The organism is Micromonospora sp. NPDC049051, from assembly GCF_043197575.1.
In the GTDB taxonomy this organism is placed as follows: Bacteria; Actinomycetota; Actinomycetes; order Mycobacteriales; family Micromonosporaceae; genus Micromonospora.
Map to the genome: position 1 here is coordinate 667,486 of NZ_JBICTL010000001.1, position 19,532 is coordinate 687,017.

Sequence of the window (19,532 nt, forward strand, 5' to 3'; positions counted from 1 at the left end):
CTCCGAGAAAGGACGAGAACGTGCGCAAACTGCTTGCCCGCCTGCGCGGGGACGCGGGAATGAACACCGCCGAGTACGCCGTCGGCACCCTGGCGGCCGTCGCCTTCGCCGGGATTCTGCTGAAGGTGCTGACCTCGGGCAACGTGCAGTCCGCGTTGACCGCCGTCATCGACCGGGCACTGAAGTGAGCGGGCGCCGGTCGGCCGGCCGCGACCGGGGTTCCTTCACCGCCGAACTGGCGGCCGGCCTGCCGGCGCTCCTGCTGCTCCTGCTCGGCGGGCTGTCGGCGGTCAACGCCGTCGGTACGAGGGCATCTTGCCTCCACGCGGCCCGGGAGGCGGCGCTGGCCGCCTCCCGGGGCGCCGACGGGGACGCCGCAGCCAGCGGTGTGGCCCCGCCGGGAGCGGAGGTGACCGTCACCGTCGACGGACAGCGGGTCGTCGCCACCGTCCGGGCGCCCGTACGCGCGCTCGGCTCCCGACTGCCCCGGATCGCCGTGACCGCCACGGCGGTCGCGGCCCTCGAACCCGGGGTCGCGGGAGCTGCCACACCTGCCCCGGGTGCCCCGGCGGGTGGACGGTGAGCGGGCGCCGGTGGTTCGGAGACCGGTCGGCCCGAGGCTCAGGCGGCAGCGCGGGGGAGCGTGGTGGGGCGACCGTCTGTCTGCTCGCGGTGGGGCTGGTGTTCGTCCTGGTCGGGTCGCTCGGTGCCGCCGTCGGCGCGGCCCGGGCCGCCCGGCAACAGGCCCGGGTGGCGGCGGATTTCGCCGCGCTGGCCGGTGCGGGCCGTGGGCTGTGGGGCGAGGCGGGCGCCTGCGGGCGGGCGGCCGACATCGCCGCCGCCAACGGTGGCCGGCTGCTCGCCTGTCGGCTCGACGGTCTCGATGTCCTGGTGACCGTGGAGGTTGCCGTCAACCCACTGTCGAGGGTGGCGCGGGTGGCGACGGCCAGTGCCCGTGCCGGCCCGGTGCGCGGCTGAACCCCTGCTGCGCACCAGGCCCCAGACCGCCGGGCTGCGCAGAGCGGAGGCTTACCGTCCCGGCAGCCGAGCTTCGTTGATTGTGGACGCCAACGGGGCGGCTACGGCACGACGGGCGATCTCCGTTGATTGTAGACGCCAACGGGGCGGCAACGGCACGACGGCGATCTTCGTACGACCAGCGGGGTTGGTGATCAACCCGCCAACCGGAGGGGCGGTCGCACAGACGGCACGGAAATGGGCTCCCACCCGCCTTGGGGTGGCCCCTGCCTCACCCGCTGGCTCGTGCGGAGGGATGTCGTTCGGGGTGGACGTCGCTCGCCATCCTGGGAACAGGAAGCTCAGCTCCGACCGCACCGCTGGAGGAGGCTCCATGAGAAAGCCGGTCAGGACCGCTGCGATCCTTTTCGGGCTGGGTGTCGGCGTCGCCGTCGGCTCGTCCCTCGGCGCGGACGCCGCCTGGCCCGGCGTCGCGGTCGCCGTGCTCGGTGTCGGCCTGTCCCTGGTCGGCACAGCGGGATCCGCTCCAACGGGGGACAACACGGTCGACCCTGACGGGGACGCCTGGTTGACGACTTCCATGACGGCCGCGGAGAGAGCGGCTGCCGCGGAGCAACGGTGGCAGGATCAGACGCGGCCCACGCTCAGTGGTCTCGGCAACCGGGTGGAACAGATCCTCAGGCTCGCGGAGAAACAGGGGGAAGACCACCGCAACGAGGCGCGGCGTGAGTCCGAGGAACTCGTCGACACCGCGCGGCGGGAGGCGGAGACGATCGTGAACCGGGCGCGCGAAGAGGCGGCCCGGATCGCTGGCGGCGAGGGCGGGTAGCGCGGCGGCGAGTGTTTCAGGCCCGGGTGGGCGGCGTCCCGCTGCGCCCGCGACCCCGGCGCAGCAGCCGGGCGGCGGTCACGGGCAGCAGGTTCAGCACGACGATGAGCGCGACCACCAACGAGACGATCTGGCCGGTGGCGAGCCCGTGCAGCGCCAGCACCAGCCAGCCGCAGGCACCGGTGAGCAGCGCCTGGGCCGCCACGCGCAGCAGAACCCGCTGAATTGGCTGTGCCGTGCCGTCCGGTCCGGGCTTGGGGCCGCGCTGCCAGATCGTGCTGACCGACGCCGCGATCGCGATCAGCAGGGCGATGTCCAGCGCCCAGATCGCTGCCGTACCGACGCCAGCGTCGTTGGTCTGCGAAGGCACGGCGACTGTCGCGGCCACAAGCACGACGAGGGTCGGCGGCCAGGTGAAAAGGAAGGCCCATACCGCTGTCGTGATCGGGTTCCGGATCGGGTTCGGCAGGCCTGGTGGTGACTGCACCTGTTGCGTGATGCCGTCGATCACGTCGTCGGAGGCTCGCACCAACTGACGAGCCGAACGAGTGTCGGGCATCGGATCTGTCATGCGGGCAAGCCTAATGACCCCTCGCCATGCCGGGCTCGGGTCGTGCTCGGGCCGGGGTGCCGGGAGTCGACACCCCGGCCCGGACGGATCAGCGTCCCTGGAGCGCGTCGAGGGCGATGGCCATCGCGATCACGAGGCGGCGGTCGACCTGCGGCTGGTGGATCTGGACGACGTACCGGTCGCGCAGGCCCCACTTCTTGATGACGGAGAAGACCGGCTGACCGCCGGCGACGAAGTCGAAGTGGTAGGGCAGCCAGGACAGCGAGTCGACGAAGCGGCGCAGCAGGGCCACCGGCATGCTGCGTTCCTGGCCGGTGACCTGCGGCAGGCCGGGCTGCTCGACGTGCCAGGTGGACCGCAGCAGGGACTGGGCGAAGTCCTTGCGGAACAGGCCGATCGGGCTGCCGGCGTGGTCGGTCACGTCGTACGTGGCGCCGAGGTCGAGACGCTGGCGGGCCTTGAAGCCGAGCAGGGGCTGCTGCTTCGAGTCGTCGGTGTAGATCGTCACCTGCTCCTTGAAGGCGAGCCGCTTCTGCTGGGCGAACGCCAGCAGCCCACCTTCCGAGCCGTCCGGTGCGACGGAGTGCACCTCGTACTGGTTGACCATCATCCGGATCCGCTGCCGGATGTGGAACTGCTGCTGGGCCTGCAAGTTGTCGGGCTGCATGGGTTCTCCTTCGAGGGGTCGCCGGAGTGTCGCACAGCTTCAACCGCGCTGCCGCCCACAGGTCACGCGGCCCCACCCGCAGCCCCGCCCGGCTCCGCCACCCGGTCAGGCAGGCACCGGCACCGCAACCCGCTCAGTTAGGCACCGCCACTCGCAATCCGGTCAGCCAAGCACCGGCACCGCAACAGGGTCGCACGCATCGGCAGCCGCAACGGGCGGTCCGCGTGCACCGGGCTCAGCGCCCGCCGTCGACGGTCGCCTTCAGCGCCCACGCGTTGAGGACCTGGTGGATGCTGCGCAGCCGCTCGTTGATCTGCTCCAGGCGCTCGGCCTGCGCCAGCCCGGCGAGCGCGGAGCCCAGGGCGATCTGCTGGTCGAGGGTGAGTTTCTCCTGGTCGATCGTGTAGAGCAGGTCGACGGTCTCGGCGATGGTGTCGGCCACGACTCCTCCTTCGGGCGGGAAGGGCAGCTGGGTATCCGCGAACTTGCATGGAAGCGCTCCCACGCCCTTGATGCCCGGGGAGAAGAGGTTCTATGCCTGCTTCCCGCGACCCGGGACGGGGGCCTCCCCGGCAGGCGGTTCCGCGACCACCGGGGAGCGGGAGCCGCCCGAGCCCTCGGGGCCGCTGGTGGCGGCATCGTCCGCAGCGGCGCGTTCCCCCGGAATGGGAAAGTGGGAGGGACCGTCGGACTGGCGGGGTGCCGGCACGGCGTCGGGCAGGTTGGCGAGCACCACGTCCAGCACCCGGACGGCGTCCGGCTTGGAGAGCGGGTTGTTGCCGTTGCCGCACTTCGGGGACTGGACGCAGGACGGGCAGCCGGCCTCGCAGCCGCACTCGGCGATCGCGTCGCGGGTGGCCCGCAGCCAGGTCGCCGCCGTCCCGTACGCGCGCTCGGCGAAGCCCGCCCCACCCGGGTGCCCGTCGTAGACGAAGACCGTCGGGGCCTCGGTGTCCGGATGCACCGCCGTGGAGAGCCCGCCGATGTCCCAGCGGTCGCAGGTCGCGGTGAGCGGCAGCAGGCCGATCGCGGCGTGCTCGGCGGCGTGCAGCGCGCCGGGCACGTCGGCGGGTTCCACCCCGGCGGCCGTCAGCGACTGTGGCGACAGGGTGAACCAGACCGCGACCGTACGCAGCTCCCGGGCCGGCAGGTCCAGGGGGCGGGTGTCGATGACCTCGCCGGTGGCGATCCGCCGCCGCTGGTACGACACGACCTGGCTGGTCACGTCGACCTCGCCGAGGAAGAGCCCGACGGGGCCGGCGTCCACGTACGAGCGGACCGACACCACCGACAGCGAGGTGACGTCGCGGGCGTGGGTGGACCAGTCCGGTTCCTCGGGGTGCACCAGCGCGCAGCCGTCGGCCAGGTCGAGCGAGTCGACCACGTACGAGGCGCCCTGGTGCAGGTAGACCGCCCCAGGGTGGAGCAGGAAGTGCGACGAGCCGCCGTCGACGGTGCCGAGCAGCCGCCCGGTCGCCGCCTCCACCACGCAGACCGGCGCGCCACCCTCGCCGCGCAGGTCCACCTCCGGCCGCTCCCGGTGCCGCCAGTACCAGCCGGTGGGTCGCTGCCGCAGCGCCCCCGCCGCCACCAGTTGGTCCACCGCCTCCTTCGCCCCGTCGCCGAAGAGAGCCAGGTCGTCGGGGGTCAACGGCGCCTCGGCCGCCGCGCAGGCGAGCTGCGGAGCCAGCACGTACGGGTTGGCCGGGTCGAGCACGGTCGCCTCCACCGGCCGCCCGAAGACCGCCTCGGGGTGGTGCACGAGATAGGTGTCGAGCGGGTCGTCCCGGGCGACCAGCACGGCGAGCGCCTCCTGCCCGGAGCGCCCCGCCCGCCCGGCCTGCTGCCACAGCGACGCCCGGGTGCCCGGGTAGCCGCAGATCAGCACCGCGTCGAGGCCGACCAGGTCGACGCCCAGCTCCAGCGCGTTGGTCGAGGCCAGGCCGAGCAGGTCGCCGTGCAGCAACGCGCGTTCCAGTTCGCGCCGCTCCTCGCGCAGGTAGCCGGCCCGGTAGGCGGCCACCCGGTCGCCGAGGCCGGGCACCGCCTCGTCGAGGGATCGGCGGGCGTTCGCCGCGACCACCTCGGCGCCGCGCCGGGAACGCACGAAGGCGAGCGTGCGTACGCCCTCGGCGACCGCGTCGGCGAGCAGGTCGGCCGTCTCCCGCAGCGCCGAGCGGCGGACCTGGGTGAGATCCGCCTGCTGGTCGGCGGCGGAGTCCGGCGGCAGCAGCGGCGGTTCCCAGAGCGCGAACGTCACCCCGCCGCGCGGCGAGGTGTCCTCGGTGACGGCGGCGACGGGCAGCCCGGTGAGCCGCCCGGCCGCCGTCGCCGGATCACCTGAGGTGGCCGAGGCCAGTACGAAGACGGGCGTGCTCCGGAACCGGGCGCACTGCCGCCGCAGCCGGCGCAGCACGTGCGCGACGTGCGAGCCGAAGACCCCCCGGTAGGTGTGGCACTCGTCGATCACCACGTACGTGAGCCGGCGCAGGAAGCCGGACCACTGGGCGTGCCCCGGCAGGATGCCGTGGTGCAGCATGTCCGGGTTCGTCAGCACGAACCGCGAGTGCTTCCGGATCCACTCCCGCTCGGCGCGTGGGGTGTCGCCGTCGTAGCAGGCGGGGCGTACCCCTTCCAGCTCAAGCGCGGCGACGGCCCGCAACTGGTCGGCGGCGAGCGCCTTCGTCGGCGCCAGGTAGAGCACGGTGGCCCGGGGGTCGGCGAGCAGGGTGGCCAGCGCGGGGAGCTGGTAGGCCAGGGACTTGCCGGACGCGGTGCCGGTGGCGACCACCACGTGCTGGCCTTCGTACGCCAGGGTGGCCGCCTCCGCCTGGTGCCGCCAGGGCGCGACCACGCCGCGTCGGGCGAACGCCGTGCGCAGCTCCTCCGGAGCCCAGTCCGGCCACGCGGCGGGCTCGCCGACTCGGGCCGGCACCCGCTCGACGTGGGTGACGGGGTCGGCCCCGGTGCGGGCGCGCAGCCGGCCCAGCAGGTCCGCGGGCGTGCGCCCGGTGGGGACGGAGGACGGCTCCGGGTCGTGGCGGGGCGACAGGCGCGCCGAGCTCGAGCCGTCGGTGGTCACGTTCTGCACTCTCGCACTGGTGTTCGGAGATGGAAAACGGGGGGCCGGGGTATGAGGAAGCCTCCGCCGGTGAGCAGAGCCGGTATCCGGCGGGATGGTTAGATGCCCAGGAGAGTTTACGGCTCTTGCGAGGGAGGACCGATGGAGCTGTCGCTGGCGACCCGCACCGTGGGCGAGCACACGGTGCTCGAAGTCGGCGGTGAGGTGGACGTCTACACCGCCCCCCGGCTGCGGGAGCGGCTCCTCGAGCTGATCGACGGCGGGGCCCGCCACGTCGTGGTCGACCTGGGTCGGGTGGACTTCCTCGACTCCACCGGGCTGGGCGTGCTGGTCGGCGCGCTCAAGCGGCTGCGCGCGGCCGGCGGCTCGTTCGCGCTGGTCTGCGACAAGGAGCCGCTGCTCAAGATCTTCCGGATCACCGCGCTCGACCAGGTCTTCCCGCTGCACCCCACAGTCGACGCGGCGATCGGCGCCGGCCCGGCCGGCTCAGGCGCCTGATGGCCACGGTCAAGCTCTCCTTCTCGCCGGCCCCGGTGCACGTGCGCACCGCGCGCCTGGTCGGGGTGGCGGTCGCCCGGCGGGCCGGGGTCCGCGAGGAGCTGCTCGACGAGGTACGGCTGGCCATCGGCGAGGCGTGCACCCGCGCGGTCGCCCTGCACCGCCAGTACGGCGTGCCCGACCCCGTGCTCGTGGAGATGTCCGACACGGGTGTCTACGCCGTGCGCGTCGTCGACCGCGCGCCGATCGAGGCCGGTCTCGGCCTGGCCGCGCTGAACGCCGACCAGCTCGCCAACGAGTCGCTCAACGAGGACGACCTCACGACCGGCGTCGGCTTCGCGCTGCTGGCCGGTTTCGTCGAGGACCTTCAGGTCCGCCCCGTCGACGAGGGCGTCGGCACCGAGGTACGGATGGTCTGGCCCGTCGGCCGTTGAGCTGATCTTCCACCGCCCTTGGTGAGGGCGACACAAGCTGATCTTCAAGCGCTTCCGAAACCCCGTCGTACGCCGTGAGAGGCCGCACCCCGCAGGGTGCGGCCTCTCAGTCATGGATGGGCTCCTATATCAGATTTTTCCTCATAACACAGCGACGAAGATCATCGGGCCGGGGTGCCCCCTCGGTGTGACCTCCAACACTGCGGAGGGCTACAGTACGCGGGTTGTCAGCAAGTGATCCAACCCGCAGCCAGCGGGAACGGTTGTTCGTCGCTGGTCCGGCCGGGGTGGATGGCGTGTGCTTGCGACTCGCATCCAGGCGCCGGACGGTGCGTCTCCACCGGTCGGCGCGAGCGTTCGGTACAGGAGGACACAGATGTCCGACACCTTGGCCGCCGAGGGCGGCGGGATCTCCCTCACCGGAAACAACGTCACGTACGTCGTCATCGCCGCGGTCATCGCGTTGGTGGCGCTCGCCTTCGCCGGCGCGCTGACGAAGGCCGTGCTGGCCGCCGGCAAGGGCACCAACAAAATGCAGGAGATCTCCGGCGCGGTCCAGGAGGGCGCCTCGGCCTACCTGCTGCGGCAGTTCCGGACCCTGGCGATCTTCGTGGTCGTCGCCGTGGTGCTGCTCTTCCTGCTGCCCGTGCACGAAACAGACGGCAGCGAGACGGCAGTGAAGATCGGCCGGTCCGTCTTCTTCGTCGTGGGAGCACTGTTCAGCGCGTTCATCGGCGGCGCCGGCATGTGGCTGGCCACCCGGGCCAACCTGCGGGTCGCCGCCGCCGCCCGGGAGCGCGAGGGCGGCCGGGAGGCCGCCATGAAGATCGCCTTCCGTACGGGTGGCGTGGTCGGCTTCCTCACCGTCGGCCTCGGCCTCTTCGGCGCCGCGCTGGTCGTGCTCTTCTACCGCAGCGACGCGCCGACCGTGCTGGAGGGCTTCGGCTTCGGCGCCGCACTGCTCGCCATGTTCATGCGGGTCGGCGGCGGCATCTTCACCAAGGCCGCCGACGTCGGCGCCGACCTGGTCGGCAAGGTCGAGCAGGGCATCCCCGAGGACGACCCGCGCAACGCCGCCACCATCGCCGACAACGTGGGCGACAACGTGGGCGACTGCGCCGGCATGGCCGCCGACCTCTTCGAGTCGTACGCGGTCACCCTCGTCGCCGCGCTGATCCTCGGCCGCGCCGCCTTCGGCGAGCAGGGGCTGGTCTTCCCGCTGATCGTCTCCACCATCGGCGTGCTCGTCGCGATCGTCGGCGTCTTCATCACCCGGCTGCGCGCCTCCGACCGCAACGGCCTGACCGCGATCAACCGGGCCTTCTACATCTCGGCGCTGCTCTCCGCGGTGCTGGTGGCGATCGCCACGTACGCGTACCTGCCGGCGACCTTCGCCGAGTTGGAGGGCGGGCTGACCGACGTCAGCGAGAACCCGCGGACGGTCGCCATCGGCGCGGTCGTCATCGGCATCGTGCTGGCGGCGGCGATCCAGGCGTTGACCGGCTACTTCACCGAGACCAACCGGCGCCCGGTGCAGGACATCGGCAAGAGCTCGCAGACCGGCCCCGCCACCGTCATCCTCGCCGGCATCAGCGTCGGCCTGGAGTCGGCGGTCTACTCGGCGCTGCTGATCGGCGCCGGCGTGTTCGGCGCGTTCCTGCTCGGCGGCAGCTCCATCACGCTGTCGCTGTTCGCGGTGGCGCTGGCCGGCACCGGCCTGCTCACCACGGTCGGCGTCATCGTCGCGATGGACACCTTCGGCCCGATCTCCGACAACGCCCAGGGTGTGGCGGAGATGTCCGGCGACATCGACGAGCACGGCGCCCGGACGCTGACCGAGCTGGACGCCGTCGGCAACACCACCAAGGCGATCACCAAGGGCATCGCGATCGCCACGGCGGTGCTCGCCGCGACGGCGCTGTTCGGCTCGTACACCGACACGCTGCGCACCGCGTACTCGGACGCCGGGGTGGGCGACGTCGGCGCAGAGATCCTCAACTCGCTGAACGTGGCGAACCCGCGCAACCTGGTCGGCCTGATCATCGGTGCGGCGGTGGTGTTCCTCTTCTCCGGCCTGGCCATCAACGCGGTCTCCCGCTCGGCGGGCGCGGTCGTGATGGAGGTACGCCGGCAGTTCCGCGAGCTGCCCGGGATCATGGACGGCACCCAGCGCCCCGAGTACGGCAAGGTCGTCGACATCTGCACCCGGGACGCGCAGCGCGAGCTGATGACCCCCGGCCTGCTCGCCATCCTCGCGCCGATCGCGGTGGGCTTCGGCCTCGGGCCCGGCGCGCTGGCGGCGTACCTGGCCGGTGCCATCGGGGCCGGCACGCTGATGGCGGTCTTCCTGTCCAACTCCGGCGGCGCCTGGGACAACGCCAAGAAGCTCGTCGAGGACGGCGCGTACGGCGGCAAGGGCTCCGAGTCGCACTCGGCCACGGTCATCGGCGACACCGTCGGCGACCCGTTCAAGGACACCGCCGGTCCGGCGATCAACCCGCTGATCAAGGTCATGAACCTGGTCTCGCTGCTGATCGCGCCGGCCGTGGTGGCCTGGAGCGTGGGCGACGAGCGCAACACCGGCCTGCGGGTGGGGATCGCCGTGGTGGCGACGCTGGTCATCGTCGCGGCGGTCGTGTTCAGCAAGCGCAAGGGCGTGGTGATGTCCGACTCCGACTCCGGTTCGGGTGCGGGCAACTCGGGCCAGCGGCCGGAGACGGTCAACGTCTGATCCGTCCGAGGTCCCGGTCCCCGGTCGGCCCGCGTGGTCGGCCGGGGACCGCTCGTGACACCGGCAAACCTGTCCGCTGCCCGGACTCGACAGACGCCGTACGCTGCAACGCATGCGTACGTGGACGTGCCGGGCGGCAGTCGCCGGAAAGCTCACGGTGGTCCTGGCCACGCTCGTACTCCTGACGGCCGGCTGCGGCGGCGGTCCGAGCCCACGGGCGTGGGCGGCGTCCGTCTGCTCCGCGCTGACCCCGTGGCGGGCCGAGATCAGCAAGCTGACCCGCAGCACCGACCAGCAGATGACCGCCCAGACCACCCCGGCGCAGGCGAAGGAGAACCTGGTGCGGCTCTTCGACGGCGCGGAGCGGGCCAGCGAGACCGCCCGGCGCAAGGTCGAGGCGGCCGGCATCCCGGACGCCGAGCATGGCGCGGAGGTCTCCGCCGGCTTCGGGGCCTCCCTGGCGAAGGTGCGCGACGCGTACGGCAGGGCCCGCGACACCATCGACGCGCTGGGCACCGGCCAGCCCACCGCCTTCTACGACGGCGTCCGCGCCGCCGTGGACACCCTGAACAAGGAGTACGACGCCAGCGCGCTCGACACCAGCCGGCTCAACTCCGAGGAGTTGAAACGCGCCTTCGACGAGGTGCCGGAGTGTCGCTGAGCGGGCCCGGTGAACCGTCGGGCGGCGAGGCGCTGCCGGTGCTCTTCCCGGCCCCCGTGGACCGGGTCGCGCCGGTCGCCCGGCGTACCGTCCCGGCCCCGCCGGCCGATGCCGACGAGACCGTCCGGCAGCTGACCTTCTTCGGCGCGGAGGCGGCGGACCCGTCCCTCGCCGACCTCGCCGGGCTGCTGGCCGGCCCCGGGGAGGTGGTCCGGATGGGCGGCACGGCCCGCCTCTCGGTCGTGGTCGACGCCGCCTGGCGGGTGCACGTGCTCGTCGCGGAGCTGGCGCTGCGCGGGGTGGCCGCCACGTGGGAGGCGACCGCCGACGGGCGGCACGCGGTGCGCACCTCGTACGCCCGCACGCTGAAGCCGCTCGCGGTGGCCTGGCTGCGCGGCTCCGGCAAGCGACCGCCCGACGGCTTTCACCTCAACGGGCGGCGGCTGCGGCTCTGGCTCGCCGCGGCGGGGGCCCCCGAGGCGTCCGGCTTCCTGCTCCGGCTCGGCGTCGCCGACGAGGAATGCTGGGCGCCGGTCGGCGGGGCGCTCGACGCGGTCGGCGTCGCCGGGGCGCTGCTCGGGCCCGGCGAGGGCGGACCCGCGTACCGGATCACGGGCCGCCGGCCGCTGACCCGCCTGGCCGAGCTGGTCGGCGACCCGCCGCCCGCCGCCCCGGCCGCCGACTGGCCGACCCGCTCCTGACCACCGCGAACTGGTCGGCCCGCTGCTGACCGCCCGTGGACTGGCCGGTCCGCTGCTGGCTCCCGTGCCTGTTCGCCCGCCACGGCCTCGGCGGGGCCCGGTGGTCCGGCCGCGACGGTCGATCAGGACCCCCTCGCGGCCCACGCGACAGCCGGCGACCGCCGCTCGCCTGTCCGATGCGGGACACCAAGTGCGCAATTTTGCGGAAAACGGCTGGGTCGTGCCTCGGTCGAGGGTCCGCCATCGTCACAGTGTCCCGCCCGACGCCACACGCACGGTGTACGGTGGCGCCGTCCGGCACACCCGGGCGCCGGTGCGGAAAAGGGCCGCCCCGGCCCGGCATGGTTTGCCGCCCGCGAAACCCGAAATGCGGGCGGCGCGTTACGTTGGACATCCGGACCGCCGGGGTCGGCGGGCCGAAACTGGCCCGAACCGCGCGCCGGTGGCTACGAGCAGGAGTGAGGTCGGGGAGAGACGTGCCGAGCAACGCTGGAACCACCCGTCTGGTCATCGTCGAGTCACCGGCGAAGGCCAAGACGATCTCGGGCTATCTCGGCCCGGGGTACGTCGTGGAGGCCAGCTTCGGCCACGTCCGGGACCTCCCGCGCAACGCCGCCGACGTGCCGGCCAAGTACAAGGGCGAGTCGTGGGCCCGGCTCGGAGTGGACGTCGACAACGGCTTCCACGCCCTCTACGTGGTCTCCGCCGACCGCAGGCAGCAGATCAGCAAGCTGGTGAAGCTGGCCAAGGAGGTCGACGAGATCTTCCTGGCCACGGATGAGGACCGCGAGGGCGAGGCGATCGCCTGGCACCTGGTGGAGACGCTCAAGCCCAAGGTGCCGGTCAAGCGGATGGTCTTCCACGAGATCACCAAGCCGGCCATCCAGGCTGCGGTGGCCAACCCCCGCGAGATCGACCGCGACCTGGTCGACGCCCAGGAGGCCCGGCGCATCCTCGACCGCCTCTACGGCTACGAGGTCTCGCCCGTGCTGTGGAAGAAGGTCATGCCGAAGCTCTCGGCGGGCCGGGTGCAGTCCGTGGCGACCCGGATCGTGGTGGAGCGCGAGCGGCAGCGGATGGCCTTCCGCACGGCGGAGTACTGGGACATCCTCGCCACCCTGGCCGTGACGGACGCCGGCGAGGGGCCGCGCAACTTCAACGCCACCCTCGTCGCGCTGAACGGCGACCGGATCGCCACCGGCAAGGACTTCGAGCCGACCACCGGCCGGGTCAAGGCCGGCGCGGGCGTGGTGCACCTCGACTCCGGCGGCGCCCGGGGCCTCGCGGCCCGCCTGGAGGGTCGGCCGTTCACGGTCACCCGGGTCGAGGAGAAGCCCTACCGTCGCCGCCCGTACGCACCGTTCATCACCTCCACCCTTCAGCAGGAGGCGGCCCGCAAGCTGCGGTTCTCGTCGCAGCAGACGATGCGCACCGCGCAGCGGCTCTACGAGAACGGCTACATCACCTACATGCGTACCGACTCGGTGAACCTGTCGGAGACCGCCATCGCGGCGGCCCGCCGGCAGATCGTCGAACTGTACGGCGAGCGCAGCGTGCCGCCGGAGCCGCGCCGCTACACCGGCAAGGTGAAGAACGCGCAGGAGGCGCACGAGGCGATCCGCCCGGCGGGCGACAACTTCCGCACCCCGGGCGACGTGGCCAAGGAGCTGTCGGCCGAGGAGTTCAAGCTCTACGAGCTGATCTGGCGGCGCACCATCGCCTCGCAGATGACCGACGCCGTCGGCTCTAGCGTCTCGGTGCGGATCCGGGCCGTCTCCTCCGCCCAGGAGGAGGCCGACTTCGGCGCCACCGGCAAGACCATCACCGACCCAGGCTTCCTGCGGGCGTACGTCGAGTCCAGCGACGACGAGAACGCCGAGGCCGAGGACGCCGAGCGTCGCCTGCCCAACCTGGTCAAGGACCAGCCGCTCACCGCCGACGAGCTGGCCGCGCAGGGCCACCACACCCAGCCGCCGTCGCGCTACACGGAGGCGTCGCTGGTCAAGGCCCTGGAGGAGCTGGGCATCGGCCGTCCGTCCACGTACGCGTCGATCATGCAGACGATCCAGGACCGCGGCTACGTGACCAAGCGCGGGCAGGCGATGATCCCGACTTTCCTGGCGTTCGCGGTGATCGGCCTGCTGGAACGGCACTACCCGCGCCTGATCGACTACGACTTCACCGCCAGCATGGAGAACGAGCTGGACGAGATCGCCGGCGGGGACCACGCCGCCGTCGACTTCCTCACCGCGTTCTACTTCGGCAGCGCCAACGGCGCCGGTGACCGGGACATCGCCCGCTCGGGCGGGCTGAAGAAGCTGGTCACCGAGAACCTCAACGAGATCGACGCGCGCAGCGTCAACTCGATCCCGCTGTTCACCGACGACGAGGGCCGCGAGGTCGTCGTACGGGTGGGCCGCTACGGTCCGTACCTCCAGCGGGCGGTGCCGGGCGAGCAGCAGGCGCCGGCCGCCGAGGGCGAGGAGGGCGGCGCCCAGGGCGATCGGGCGCCGATCCCCGAAGGGCTGGCGCCGGACGAGCTGACCCCGGAGAAGGTGCACGAGCTGTTCCTCGGCGGCGGGGGCGAGCGCAAGCTCGGCGACGACCCGGCCACCGGCGAACCGATCCTGCTCAAGTCGGGCCGCTTCGGCCCGTACGTCTCCAGCGGCGAGCGCAAGTCGTCGCTGCTGCGTTCGCAGTCGCCGGACTCGCTGACCTTCGACGAGGCGCTGAAACTGCTCAGCCTGCCCCGGCTGGTCGGAGTGGCCCCGGACGGCGCCGAGGTCCTCGCCAACAACGGCCGCTACGGCCCGTACGTCAAGCGCGGCGACGAGTTCCGCTCGTTGGACTCCGAAGAGAAGATGTTCACCGTCACGCTCGACGAGGCACTGGCCCTGCTGGCCGCCCCGAAGACCCGCCAGCGCAGGGCTGCCGCGCCGCCCCTGCGGGAGATGGGCGTCGACCCGCTGACCGAGAAGCCGCTCGTCATCAAGGACGGCCGCTTCGGCCCCTACGTCACCGACGGCGAGACGAACGCGTCGCTGCGGCGCGGCCAGACCCCGGAGGCGCTGAGCATCGAGGAGGCCTCCGAGATGCTCGCCGAGAAGCGTGCGAAGGGGCCGGCGCCGAAGAAGAAGGCCGCGGCGAAGAAGGCACCCGCGAAGAAGGCCACGGCGGCGAAGAAGACGGCTGCGGCGACCAAGTCGACGGCCGCGAAGAAGTCCACGACGGCCAAGGCCACCACGGCGAAGAAGGCTCCGGCCAAGAAGGCGGCTCCCCGGAAGGCCACCACCACCGCCGACTGACCGCCGGGCGGCTCGCCGGCACCTGCTGCCACTGCCACAAGAGATCTTGGCAGGTCCCGGCCCTTTGGAGGGCCACTGCCTGCCAAGGTCTCTTGCGTTGTCCACAGGGGCGGCGCGGCGCGGTGCCGCGTAGGCAGGGTGGAGGGCGTGAGACCGCGCTTCACGCAATCCCTGGCGGCGCTGGGCCGGGCGGTGCCAGGCGACGACGCCGACGAGTTGACCTGGTTGCTCTTCCGGCAGGACGAGGTGATCAGCCTCGACCAGGCGTTGCGACACCTGTCCCGCAAGGCGATCCGGTACCGGGTGACCAGCAGACGGTGGCGACACGTTCACCGTGGCGTCTTCGTCGCTCACAACGGGCCGATCGGTCCCGCACAGCTTCGATGGATCGCGGTGCTGGCCGCCGGGCCAGGCGCGATGCTTGGTGGGCTGACCGCCGCCCAGGCGGGAGGTCTGCGTGGCTTCTCTGACCTGGCGATCCATCTCCTGCTACCGGCCGGCCGGCGGCGAGAGCTGCCGCAGCGAGTGGTGGCGCACCGAACGACCCATCTGCCGGAGCGAGATGTGCTCGCGATCGGGCAGCCACGTCGGACGATGCCCGCCCGCTCGGTCGTGGACGCGGCGCAGTGGGCGCGTACCGACGCGGAGGCCCGGGCGATCGTCGCGGCAGGCTTCCAGCAACGGATCGTGTGCGAGAAAGATCTGCGCGACGTTCTCGACCGGATGCCCCGGCTGCGTCGCCGGAAACTGATCCTGACCGTCGCCACGGACGCGGCCGGCGGAGCACACTCCCTGGCCGAGCTGGACTTCCTGAGCCTGGCACGCCGCGCCGGCCTGCCCGAACCCACTAGACAGAGAGTCAGGTACGACGCCACCGGACGGCGCCGCTACCTCGACGCGTACTTCGAGGAGTGGAGGGTGCACGTCGAGATCGACGGCGGGCAGCATCTCGACCCACGTGCGGCCTGGACCGACATGCGTCGCCAGAACGACCTGTGGGTCGAAGGGGACCGCGTCCTGCGCTTCCCCGCCTGGGCCCTTCGCGCCCATCCGGGCGAGGTCATCGCCCAACTCCGTACGGCACTCCGCAGAGCGGGCTGGCCGGGTTGACGCCCCCGAACGCAATCTTGGAAGCTATCGGCCCCTCGCGGGGCCATTCCCTGCCAAGATCTCGCCGCTCGCCGCTCGCCGCTCGCCGCTCGCCGCTCGCCGCTCGCCGTTCGCCGGTCCCGGCTCCCCGATCGAGCCGGCGGAGCCAGAGCCTGGCGGCGGGCGGGTGGGGTCAGCCGAGGACTCGGGTGAGGTGGGGGTTGGTGAAGAGGTGGTGCGGGTCCAGGCGGGCGCGTAGCGCCTGGAAGTCCGCCCAGCGGGGGTAGGCCGCCGAGAGCGACTCCGCGTCGCGCCAGTGCAGCTTGCCCCAGTGGGGCCGACCGCCGAGGCTGGCGGCGACCTGCTCGAAGGCCTTGAAGTACGGCTCGTACGGCATGCCGACGTACTGGTGGACGGCCACGTACGCCGACTCGCGCCCGTGGCCGTGGGAGAGCCAGATGTCGTCGGCGGCGGTGAAGCGCACCTCGACCGGGAAGAGCACCTTGAACGGCAGCCCGTCGACGATCCGCCACAGCGCGTCGAGCGCCTCGGGCAGGGCGTCGCGCGGCAGCGCGTACTCCATCTCCACGAAGCGGACCCGGCGCGGGGTGCAGAAGACCCGGTCGGAGCGGCCGGTGTAGCGGCGCTCGGTGAGCGCGCGGGCGGAGACGGCGCTGATGCCGGGGGCGAGCGCCGGCACGGCGCGGCCGAGGCGGCAGGCCCCGGCGAAGACGGTGTTGGAGAGGAACTCGTCGTCCAGCCAGCCGCGCCACCGGGGCAGGGGCAGGTCGTCGGCGGGCACCCGGTCGTTGGCCTTGATCTGGGCGCGCTCGGTGTACGGGAACCAGTAGAACTCGACGTGGTCGTGCCGCCCGATCAGCGCGGGCAGTTCGTCGAGCACGGCCCCCAGCGGCGCCGGCCGCTCGTGGGCGCGGAGCACGAAGGCGTCCACGCAGCGCAGGGTCACCTCGACGAGGACGCCGAGCGCGCCCAGCGACACCCGGGCGGCGGCGAAGACGTCGGGGTGTTCGTCGGCGGAGCAGCGCAGCACCTCGCCGGTGCCGGTGACGAGGGTGAGCGCCTCCACGAACGTCGACAGGCAGCCGTACGCGGCGCCGGTGCCGTGGGTGCCGGTGGAGATCGCGCCGGCGATCGTCTGCGCGTCGATGTCGCCCAGATTGGGTAGGGCGAGGCCGTGGGAGGCGAGCAGGTCGTTGAGCGCGCGCAGGGTGATCCCGGCCGGTACGGTGACCAGTCGGCGACCGACGTCGACGCGTACCTCCGTGTCGAGGTCGGTCAGTTCCATCCGTCGTCCGTCGGTGACCGCGACGCCGGTGAAGGAGTGACCGCTGCCCACCGCCCTGATCCGGTCCCCGGTCGTCGCGGCGGCGCGGACGGCCTCGGTGACGTCGGCGAGGGAGGTGGGGCGCAGGATGGCAGTGGCAGTGGCCCGTTGGTTACCGGCCCAGTTGGACCAGGCTGTCACGGTTGGCGGTGTGCTACCGGCCATGTGCACTCCTCGACATGAATGTGAACTGCCTTCATATCAGCAACGTTGTCGCAGGTAAATACCGCAATCGAGGTTTGCTCGTTGTACCGGTAGTCACGAACCCGTGACGTGCAGATATGTTCATCCGTCGAAGGGGGGTGGCGAGTGTCCACACCAGCCGCCACAGCCGGGCCGCTGCGCCGCGTACCGGTGCAGGGTCGAAGTGTCGCACGGGTCCAGCGGATGCTGGACGCCTGCGCCGAACTCGTCGACGAGGTGGGGTACGAGGGGCTGACCACTACCCTCCTCGCCGAGCGTGCCGAGGTGGCGATCGGATCGGTCTACCAGTTCTTCCCGGACAAGCGGGCGATCGTGCAGGCGTTGACCCTGCGCACGATGGAGTCCTACCTCCAGCGGCTCGACGAGCGGTTCGCCGCCGACGACCTGACCCACTGGTGGGACGGGGTCGACGCGGGCATCGACGAGTACATCACGATGCACCGTACCGTCCCGGGCTTCCGTACCCTGCACTTCGGCGACGTGGTCGACCTGCACCTGCTCGACGAGCAGCGGGACAACAACGGGGTGATCGCGGACCAGTTGGCGCGGGTGCTCGCCGAGCGTTTCGGGCTCGACGTCCCCGATCTCCGGTTCTACCTGGAGATCGCCGTGGAGGCGGCCGACGCGCTGATCAAGTTGGCGTTCCGCCGGCTGCCCGAGGGCGACGACCGGGTGCTGGCCGAGGCGAAGGCGCTGATCCGGGAGTACCTGCACCGCCAGGTCGACACCCCGGCCGAGGCCAACCAGCCCGGCTGACCCGCCGCCGGCCAACCAGCCGGGTCCGAGGCCGATCAGCCAGGTCGATGGCCGATCGGCCCGGCCGATCAGCCGGGCTGACGGGCGACGGCCGATCAGCCGGGCCGATGGCCGATGGTCGATCAGCCGGGCCGATGGCCGATGGTCGATCAGCCGGGCCGAGGGTGACGCCGAGGGTGACGCCGACGCCGACGCCGACGCCGACCCAGAACCGGACGCCGGGGGCGGGCCGACGCCGGCAGGTCGGCGGTGCCGTGTTGGCGGCCGGATCACAGGAAGGCGTGGCCCTCGCCCCGGTAGGTGGGGACGGTGGCCACGATCGCGTCCCCCTCGACCAGGTGCAGCTCGTTGACGTGCTCGCACAGCTCGCCGGCCTTCGCGTGCCGGAACCAGACCCGGTCGCCGACCCGCAGCGTGCCGGCCGTCGGGCCGGACAGCGGGGTCTGCACCTCGCCGGCCCCCTCGGTGCCGACCAGCTTCAGGCCCTCCGGCAGCCACGGTCGGGGCAGCCGGCTGTCCTCGGCGGGCCCGGAGGCGATCCAGCCGCCGCCGAGCACGGTGACGAGGTCGGGACCGGGACGGCGGACCACGGCGCAGGCGAAGGACGCGGCCGGGGTGGGGCGCCAGGCGCGGTACGCGTCGAACAGCGTCGGCCCGTACAGGCCCGATCCCGCGGTGACCTCGGTGACCGCGGGGTCGGCGCTGGTCGCGGCCACGCTGCCGGTGCCGCCGCCGTTGACGAACTCCAGGTCGGCGTGTTCGCGTACGGCGGCCACCGCCGCGCTCCGGCGGGTCAGCAACTCGCGGTACGACCTGCGCTGGGCCAGCCGGATCGCGGAGCCGAGCACCGCCCGCCCGGGCGGCGCGTCGCCGAGGCCGGCGATCTGCGCCTCGTACGCCATCAGCCCGACCAGCCGGAAGCCGGCGCGCGCCGCGATGGTGGCGGCGAGCGTGCCGGCCGCCCGCGCGCTGTGCACCGGCGAGCGGCGCACCCCGACGTGCACCCGCCCGCCGAGGGGTCGCCAGGAGGCGTCCAGCTCTAGGCAGACCCGCAGCTCGGGACGGCGCCCGGGCGGGCACACGGCGTCGATGAGGTCGAGCTGGTCGGTGCCGTCGATCATCAGCGTGACGGCACCGGCGAGCGCCGGGTCGGCGGCGAGCGCGGCGAGCGCCCCCCGGTCGGCTGTGGGGTACGCGACCAGCGCGTCGTCGGTCACTCCGGCGCGGACGAGCCAGAGTGCCTCGGGCAGGGTGAAGGCCATCACGCCCCGCCAGCCGGGTCGCGCCAGCGCCCGGCTGATCAGGTCGCGGGCGCGTACCGACTTGCTGGCGATCCGGACCGGCTTGCCGTCGGCCCGGTCGACCAGCTCGGCGGCGTTGCCGTCGAAGGCCGTGAGGTCGACGACGGCGTACGGCGGGTCGAGGTGGGCGGTCGCCCGTTCGAGACGGTCACGAAGTTTGTCGCTTTCGATGGCCACGAGTGCACGCTAACTGTCCGACGGTCAATGCGAAATACCCTCGCGTCTGTCCGGGCTGCGGGCGGTGGCCGCGGCGGCCTAGGCTCGGCGAACAGGAGAATGTCGCGGCGGGGTGGGTCTCCACCGGGTCTAGAGTGTTCCACCGGGACTGCCCAGCGATGGGCCGGCACGTGGAGGTACGGCCATCGAAAGCCAGTTCAACG

The 19,532-nt window shown here is 72.5% G+C and carries 18 protein-coding genes; 12 read left to right on the top strand and 6 right to left on the bottom strand.

What is annotated here, in order from left to right:
- The first annotated feature begins 59 nt into the window (after window positions 1-59).
- The 4 genes from ACGFIR_RS03190 (at window position 60) to ACGFIR_RS03205 (ending at window position 1,807) form a co-directional block, all read left to right on the top strand.
- Complete coding sequence (locus ACGFIR_RS03190; RefSeq protein ID WP_208418639.1) at window positions 60-188, top strand: DUF4244 domain-containing protein; 129 nt, start codon at window positions 60-62, stop codon at window positions 186-188.
- Window positions 185-583: a TadE family type IV pilus minor pilin gene (locus ACGFIR_RS03195; protein ID WP_393142937.1), complete on the top strand. Its 399-nt coding sequence runs from the start codon at window positions 185-187 to the stop codon at window positions 581-583. Before ACGFIR_RS03190 ends, ACGFIR_RS03195 begins: the two co-directional genes overlap by 4 nt.
- On the top strand, window positions 580-978 hold the full coding sequence (locus ACGFIR_RS03200) for an Rv3654c family TadE-like protein (RefSeq protein ID WP_393000957.1): 399 nt from the start codon (window positions 580-582) through the stop codon (window positions 976-978). The genes ACGFIR_RS03195 and ACGFIR_RS03200 overlap by 4 nt, the downstream gene beginning before the upstream one ends.
- Window positions 979-1,351: 373 nt before the next feature.
- Window positions 1,352-1,807: a DivIVA domain-containing protein gene (locus ACGFIR_RS03205; protein ID WP_393142939.1), complete on the top strand. Its 456-nt coding sequence runs from the start codon at window positions 1,352-1,354 to the stop codon at window positions 1,805-1,807.
- A gap of 16 nt (window positions 1,808-1,823) precedes the next feature.
- Here the strand turns inward: ACGFIR_RS03205 and ACGFIR_RS03210 are convergent, their stop codons facing one another.
- From ACGFIR_RS03210 to ACGFIR_RS03225, 4 genes are all read right to left on the bottom strand, one after another.
- Window positions 1,824-2,378, bottom strand: a complete 555-nt coding sequence (locus ACGFIR_RS03210) for a hypothetical protein (protein WP_393142940.1) — start codon at window positions 2,376-2,378, stop codon at window positions 1,824-1,826.
- Between the two features lie 88 nt (window positions 2,379-2,466).
- Window positions 2,467-3,045 (bottom strand): hypothetical protein, encoded by a 579-nt coding sequence (locus ACGFIR_RS03215; RefSeq protein WP_393000951.1) that lies wholly within the window; start codon window positions 3,043-3,045, stop codon window positions 2,467-2,469.
- Window positions 3,046-3,280: 235 nt separating this feature from the next.
- Entirely contained in the window at window positions 3,281-3,487 is a 207-nt protein-coding gene (locus tag ACGFIR_RS03220) for a hypothetical protein (RefSeq protein WP_151453425.1), read from the bottom strand.
- A gap of 90 nt (window positions 3,488-3,577) precedes the next feature.
- Window positions 3,578-6,097 carry a DEAD/DEAH box helicase gene (locus ACGFIR_RS03225; protein WP_393143730.1) on the bottom strand — a complete coding sequence of 840 codons (2,520 nt, stop codon included), beginning with the start codon at window positions 6,095-6,097 and terminating at the stop codon, window positions 3,578-3,580.
- A 171-nt stretch (window positions 6,098-6,268) separates the two neighbouring features.
- Between ACGFIR_RS03225 and ACGFIR_RS03230 the strand changes: the two genes are divergently transcribed.
- The 7 genes from ACGFIR_RS03230 to ACGFIR_RS03260 all read left to right on the top strand — a co-directional run bounded on the left by ACGFIR_RS03230 (window position 6,269) and on the right by ACGFIR_RS03260 (window position 15,567).
- Window positions 6,269-6,625 (top strand): STAS domain-containing protein, encoded by a 357-nt coding sequence (locus ACGFIR_RS03230; RefSeq protein ID WP_393000949.1) that lies wholly within the window; start codon window positions 6,269-6,271, stop codon window positions 6,623-6,625.
- A complete protein-coding gene (locus tag ACGFIR_RS03235) occupies window positions 6,625-7,059 on the top strand; it encodes an ATP-binding protein (protein WP_393000947.1) in 435 nt (144 codons plus the stop codon). The genes ACGFIR_RS03230 and ACGFIR_RS03235 overlap by 1 nt, the downstream gene beginning before the upstream one ends.
- Before the next feature lie 376 nt (window positions 7,060-7,435).
- A complete protein-coding gene (locus ACGFIR_RS03240; protein WP_393000945.1) occupies window positions 7,436-9,790 on the top strand; it encodes a sodium-translocating pyrophosphatase in 2,355 nt (784 codons plus the stop codon).
- Between the two features lie 112 nt (window positions 9,791-9,902).
- Complete coding sequence (locus ACGFIR_RS03245; RefSeq protein WP_393000943.1) at window positions 9,903-10,451, top strand: hypothetical protein; 549 nt, start codon at window positions 9,903-9,905, stop codon at window positions 10,449-10,451.
- Entirely contained in the window at window positions 10,442-11,152 is a 711-nt protein-coding gene (locus ACGFIR_RS03250; RefSeq protein WP_393000941.1) for a hypothetical protein, read from the top strand. The genes ACGFIR_RS03245 and ACGFIR_RS03250 overlap by 10 nt, the downstream gene beginning before the upstream one ends.
- Before the next feature lie 476 nt (window positions 11,153-11,628).
- Window positions 11,629-14,457, top strand: a complete 2,829-nt coding sequence (gene topA, locus ACGFIR_RS03255) for a type I DNA topoisomerase (protein WP_393142942.1) — start codon at window positions 11,629-11,631, stop codon at window positions 14,455-14,457.
- Window positions 14,458-14,604: 147 nt separating this feature from the next.
- Window positions 14,605-15,567 carry a DUF559 domain-containing protein gene (locus tag ACGFIR_RS03260; protein ID WP_393142944.1) on the top strand — a complete coding sequence of 321 codons (963 nt, stop codon included), beginning with the start codon at window positions 14,605-14,607 and terminating at the stop codon, window positions 15,565-15,567.
- A gap of 172 nt (window positions 15,568-15,739) precedes the next feature.
- On the opposite strand, the gene ACGFIR_RS03265 is transcribed toward ACGFIR_RS03260, so the two are convergent.
- The gene (locus tag ACGFIR_RS03265; protein WP_393142946.1) at window positions 15,740-17,056 is read right to left on the bottom strand and encodes a D-arabinono-1,4-lactone oxidase; all 1,317 of its coding nucleotides are present in this window, start codon (window positions 17,054-17,056) and stop codon (window positions 15,740-15,742) included.
- A gap of 222 nt (window positions 17,057-17,278) precedes the next feature.
- On the opposite strand from ACGFIR_RS03265, the gene ACGFIR_RS03270 reads away from it, so the two are divergent.
- Complete coding sequence (locus ACGFIR_RS03270) at window positions 17,279-17,851, top strand: TetR/AcrR family transcriptional regulator (RefSeq protein WP_393143732.1); 573 nt, start codon at window positions 17,279-17,281, stop codon at window positions 17,849-17,851.
- 269 nt (window positions 17,852-18,120) lie between these two features.
- On the opposite strand, the gene ACGFIR_RS03275 is transcribed toward ACGFIR_RS03270, so the two are convergent.
- Window positions 18,121-19,329, bottom strand: coding sequence for an amino acid deaminase/aldolase (locus ACGFIR_RS03275; protein WP_393142948.1), 1,209 nt, complete (start codon window positions 19,327-19,329; stop codon window positions 18,121-18,123).
- Window positions 19,330-19,532 lie beyond the last annotated feature (203 nt).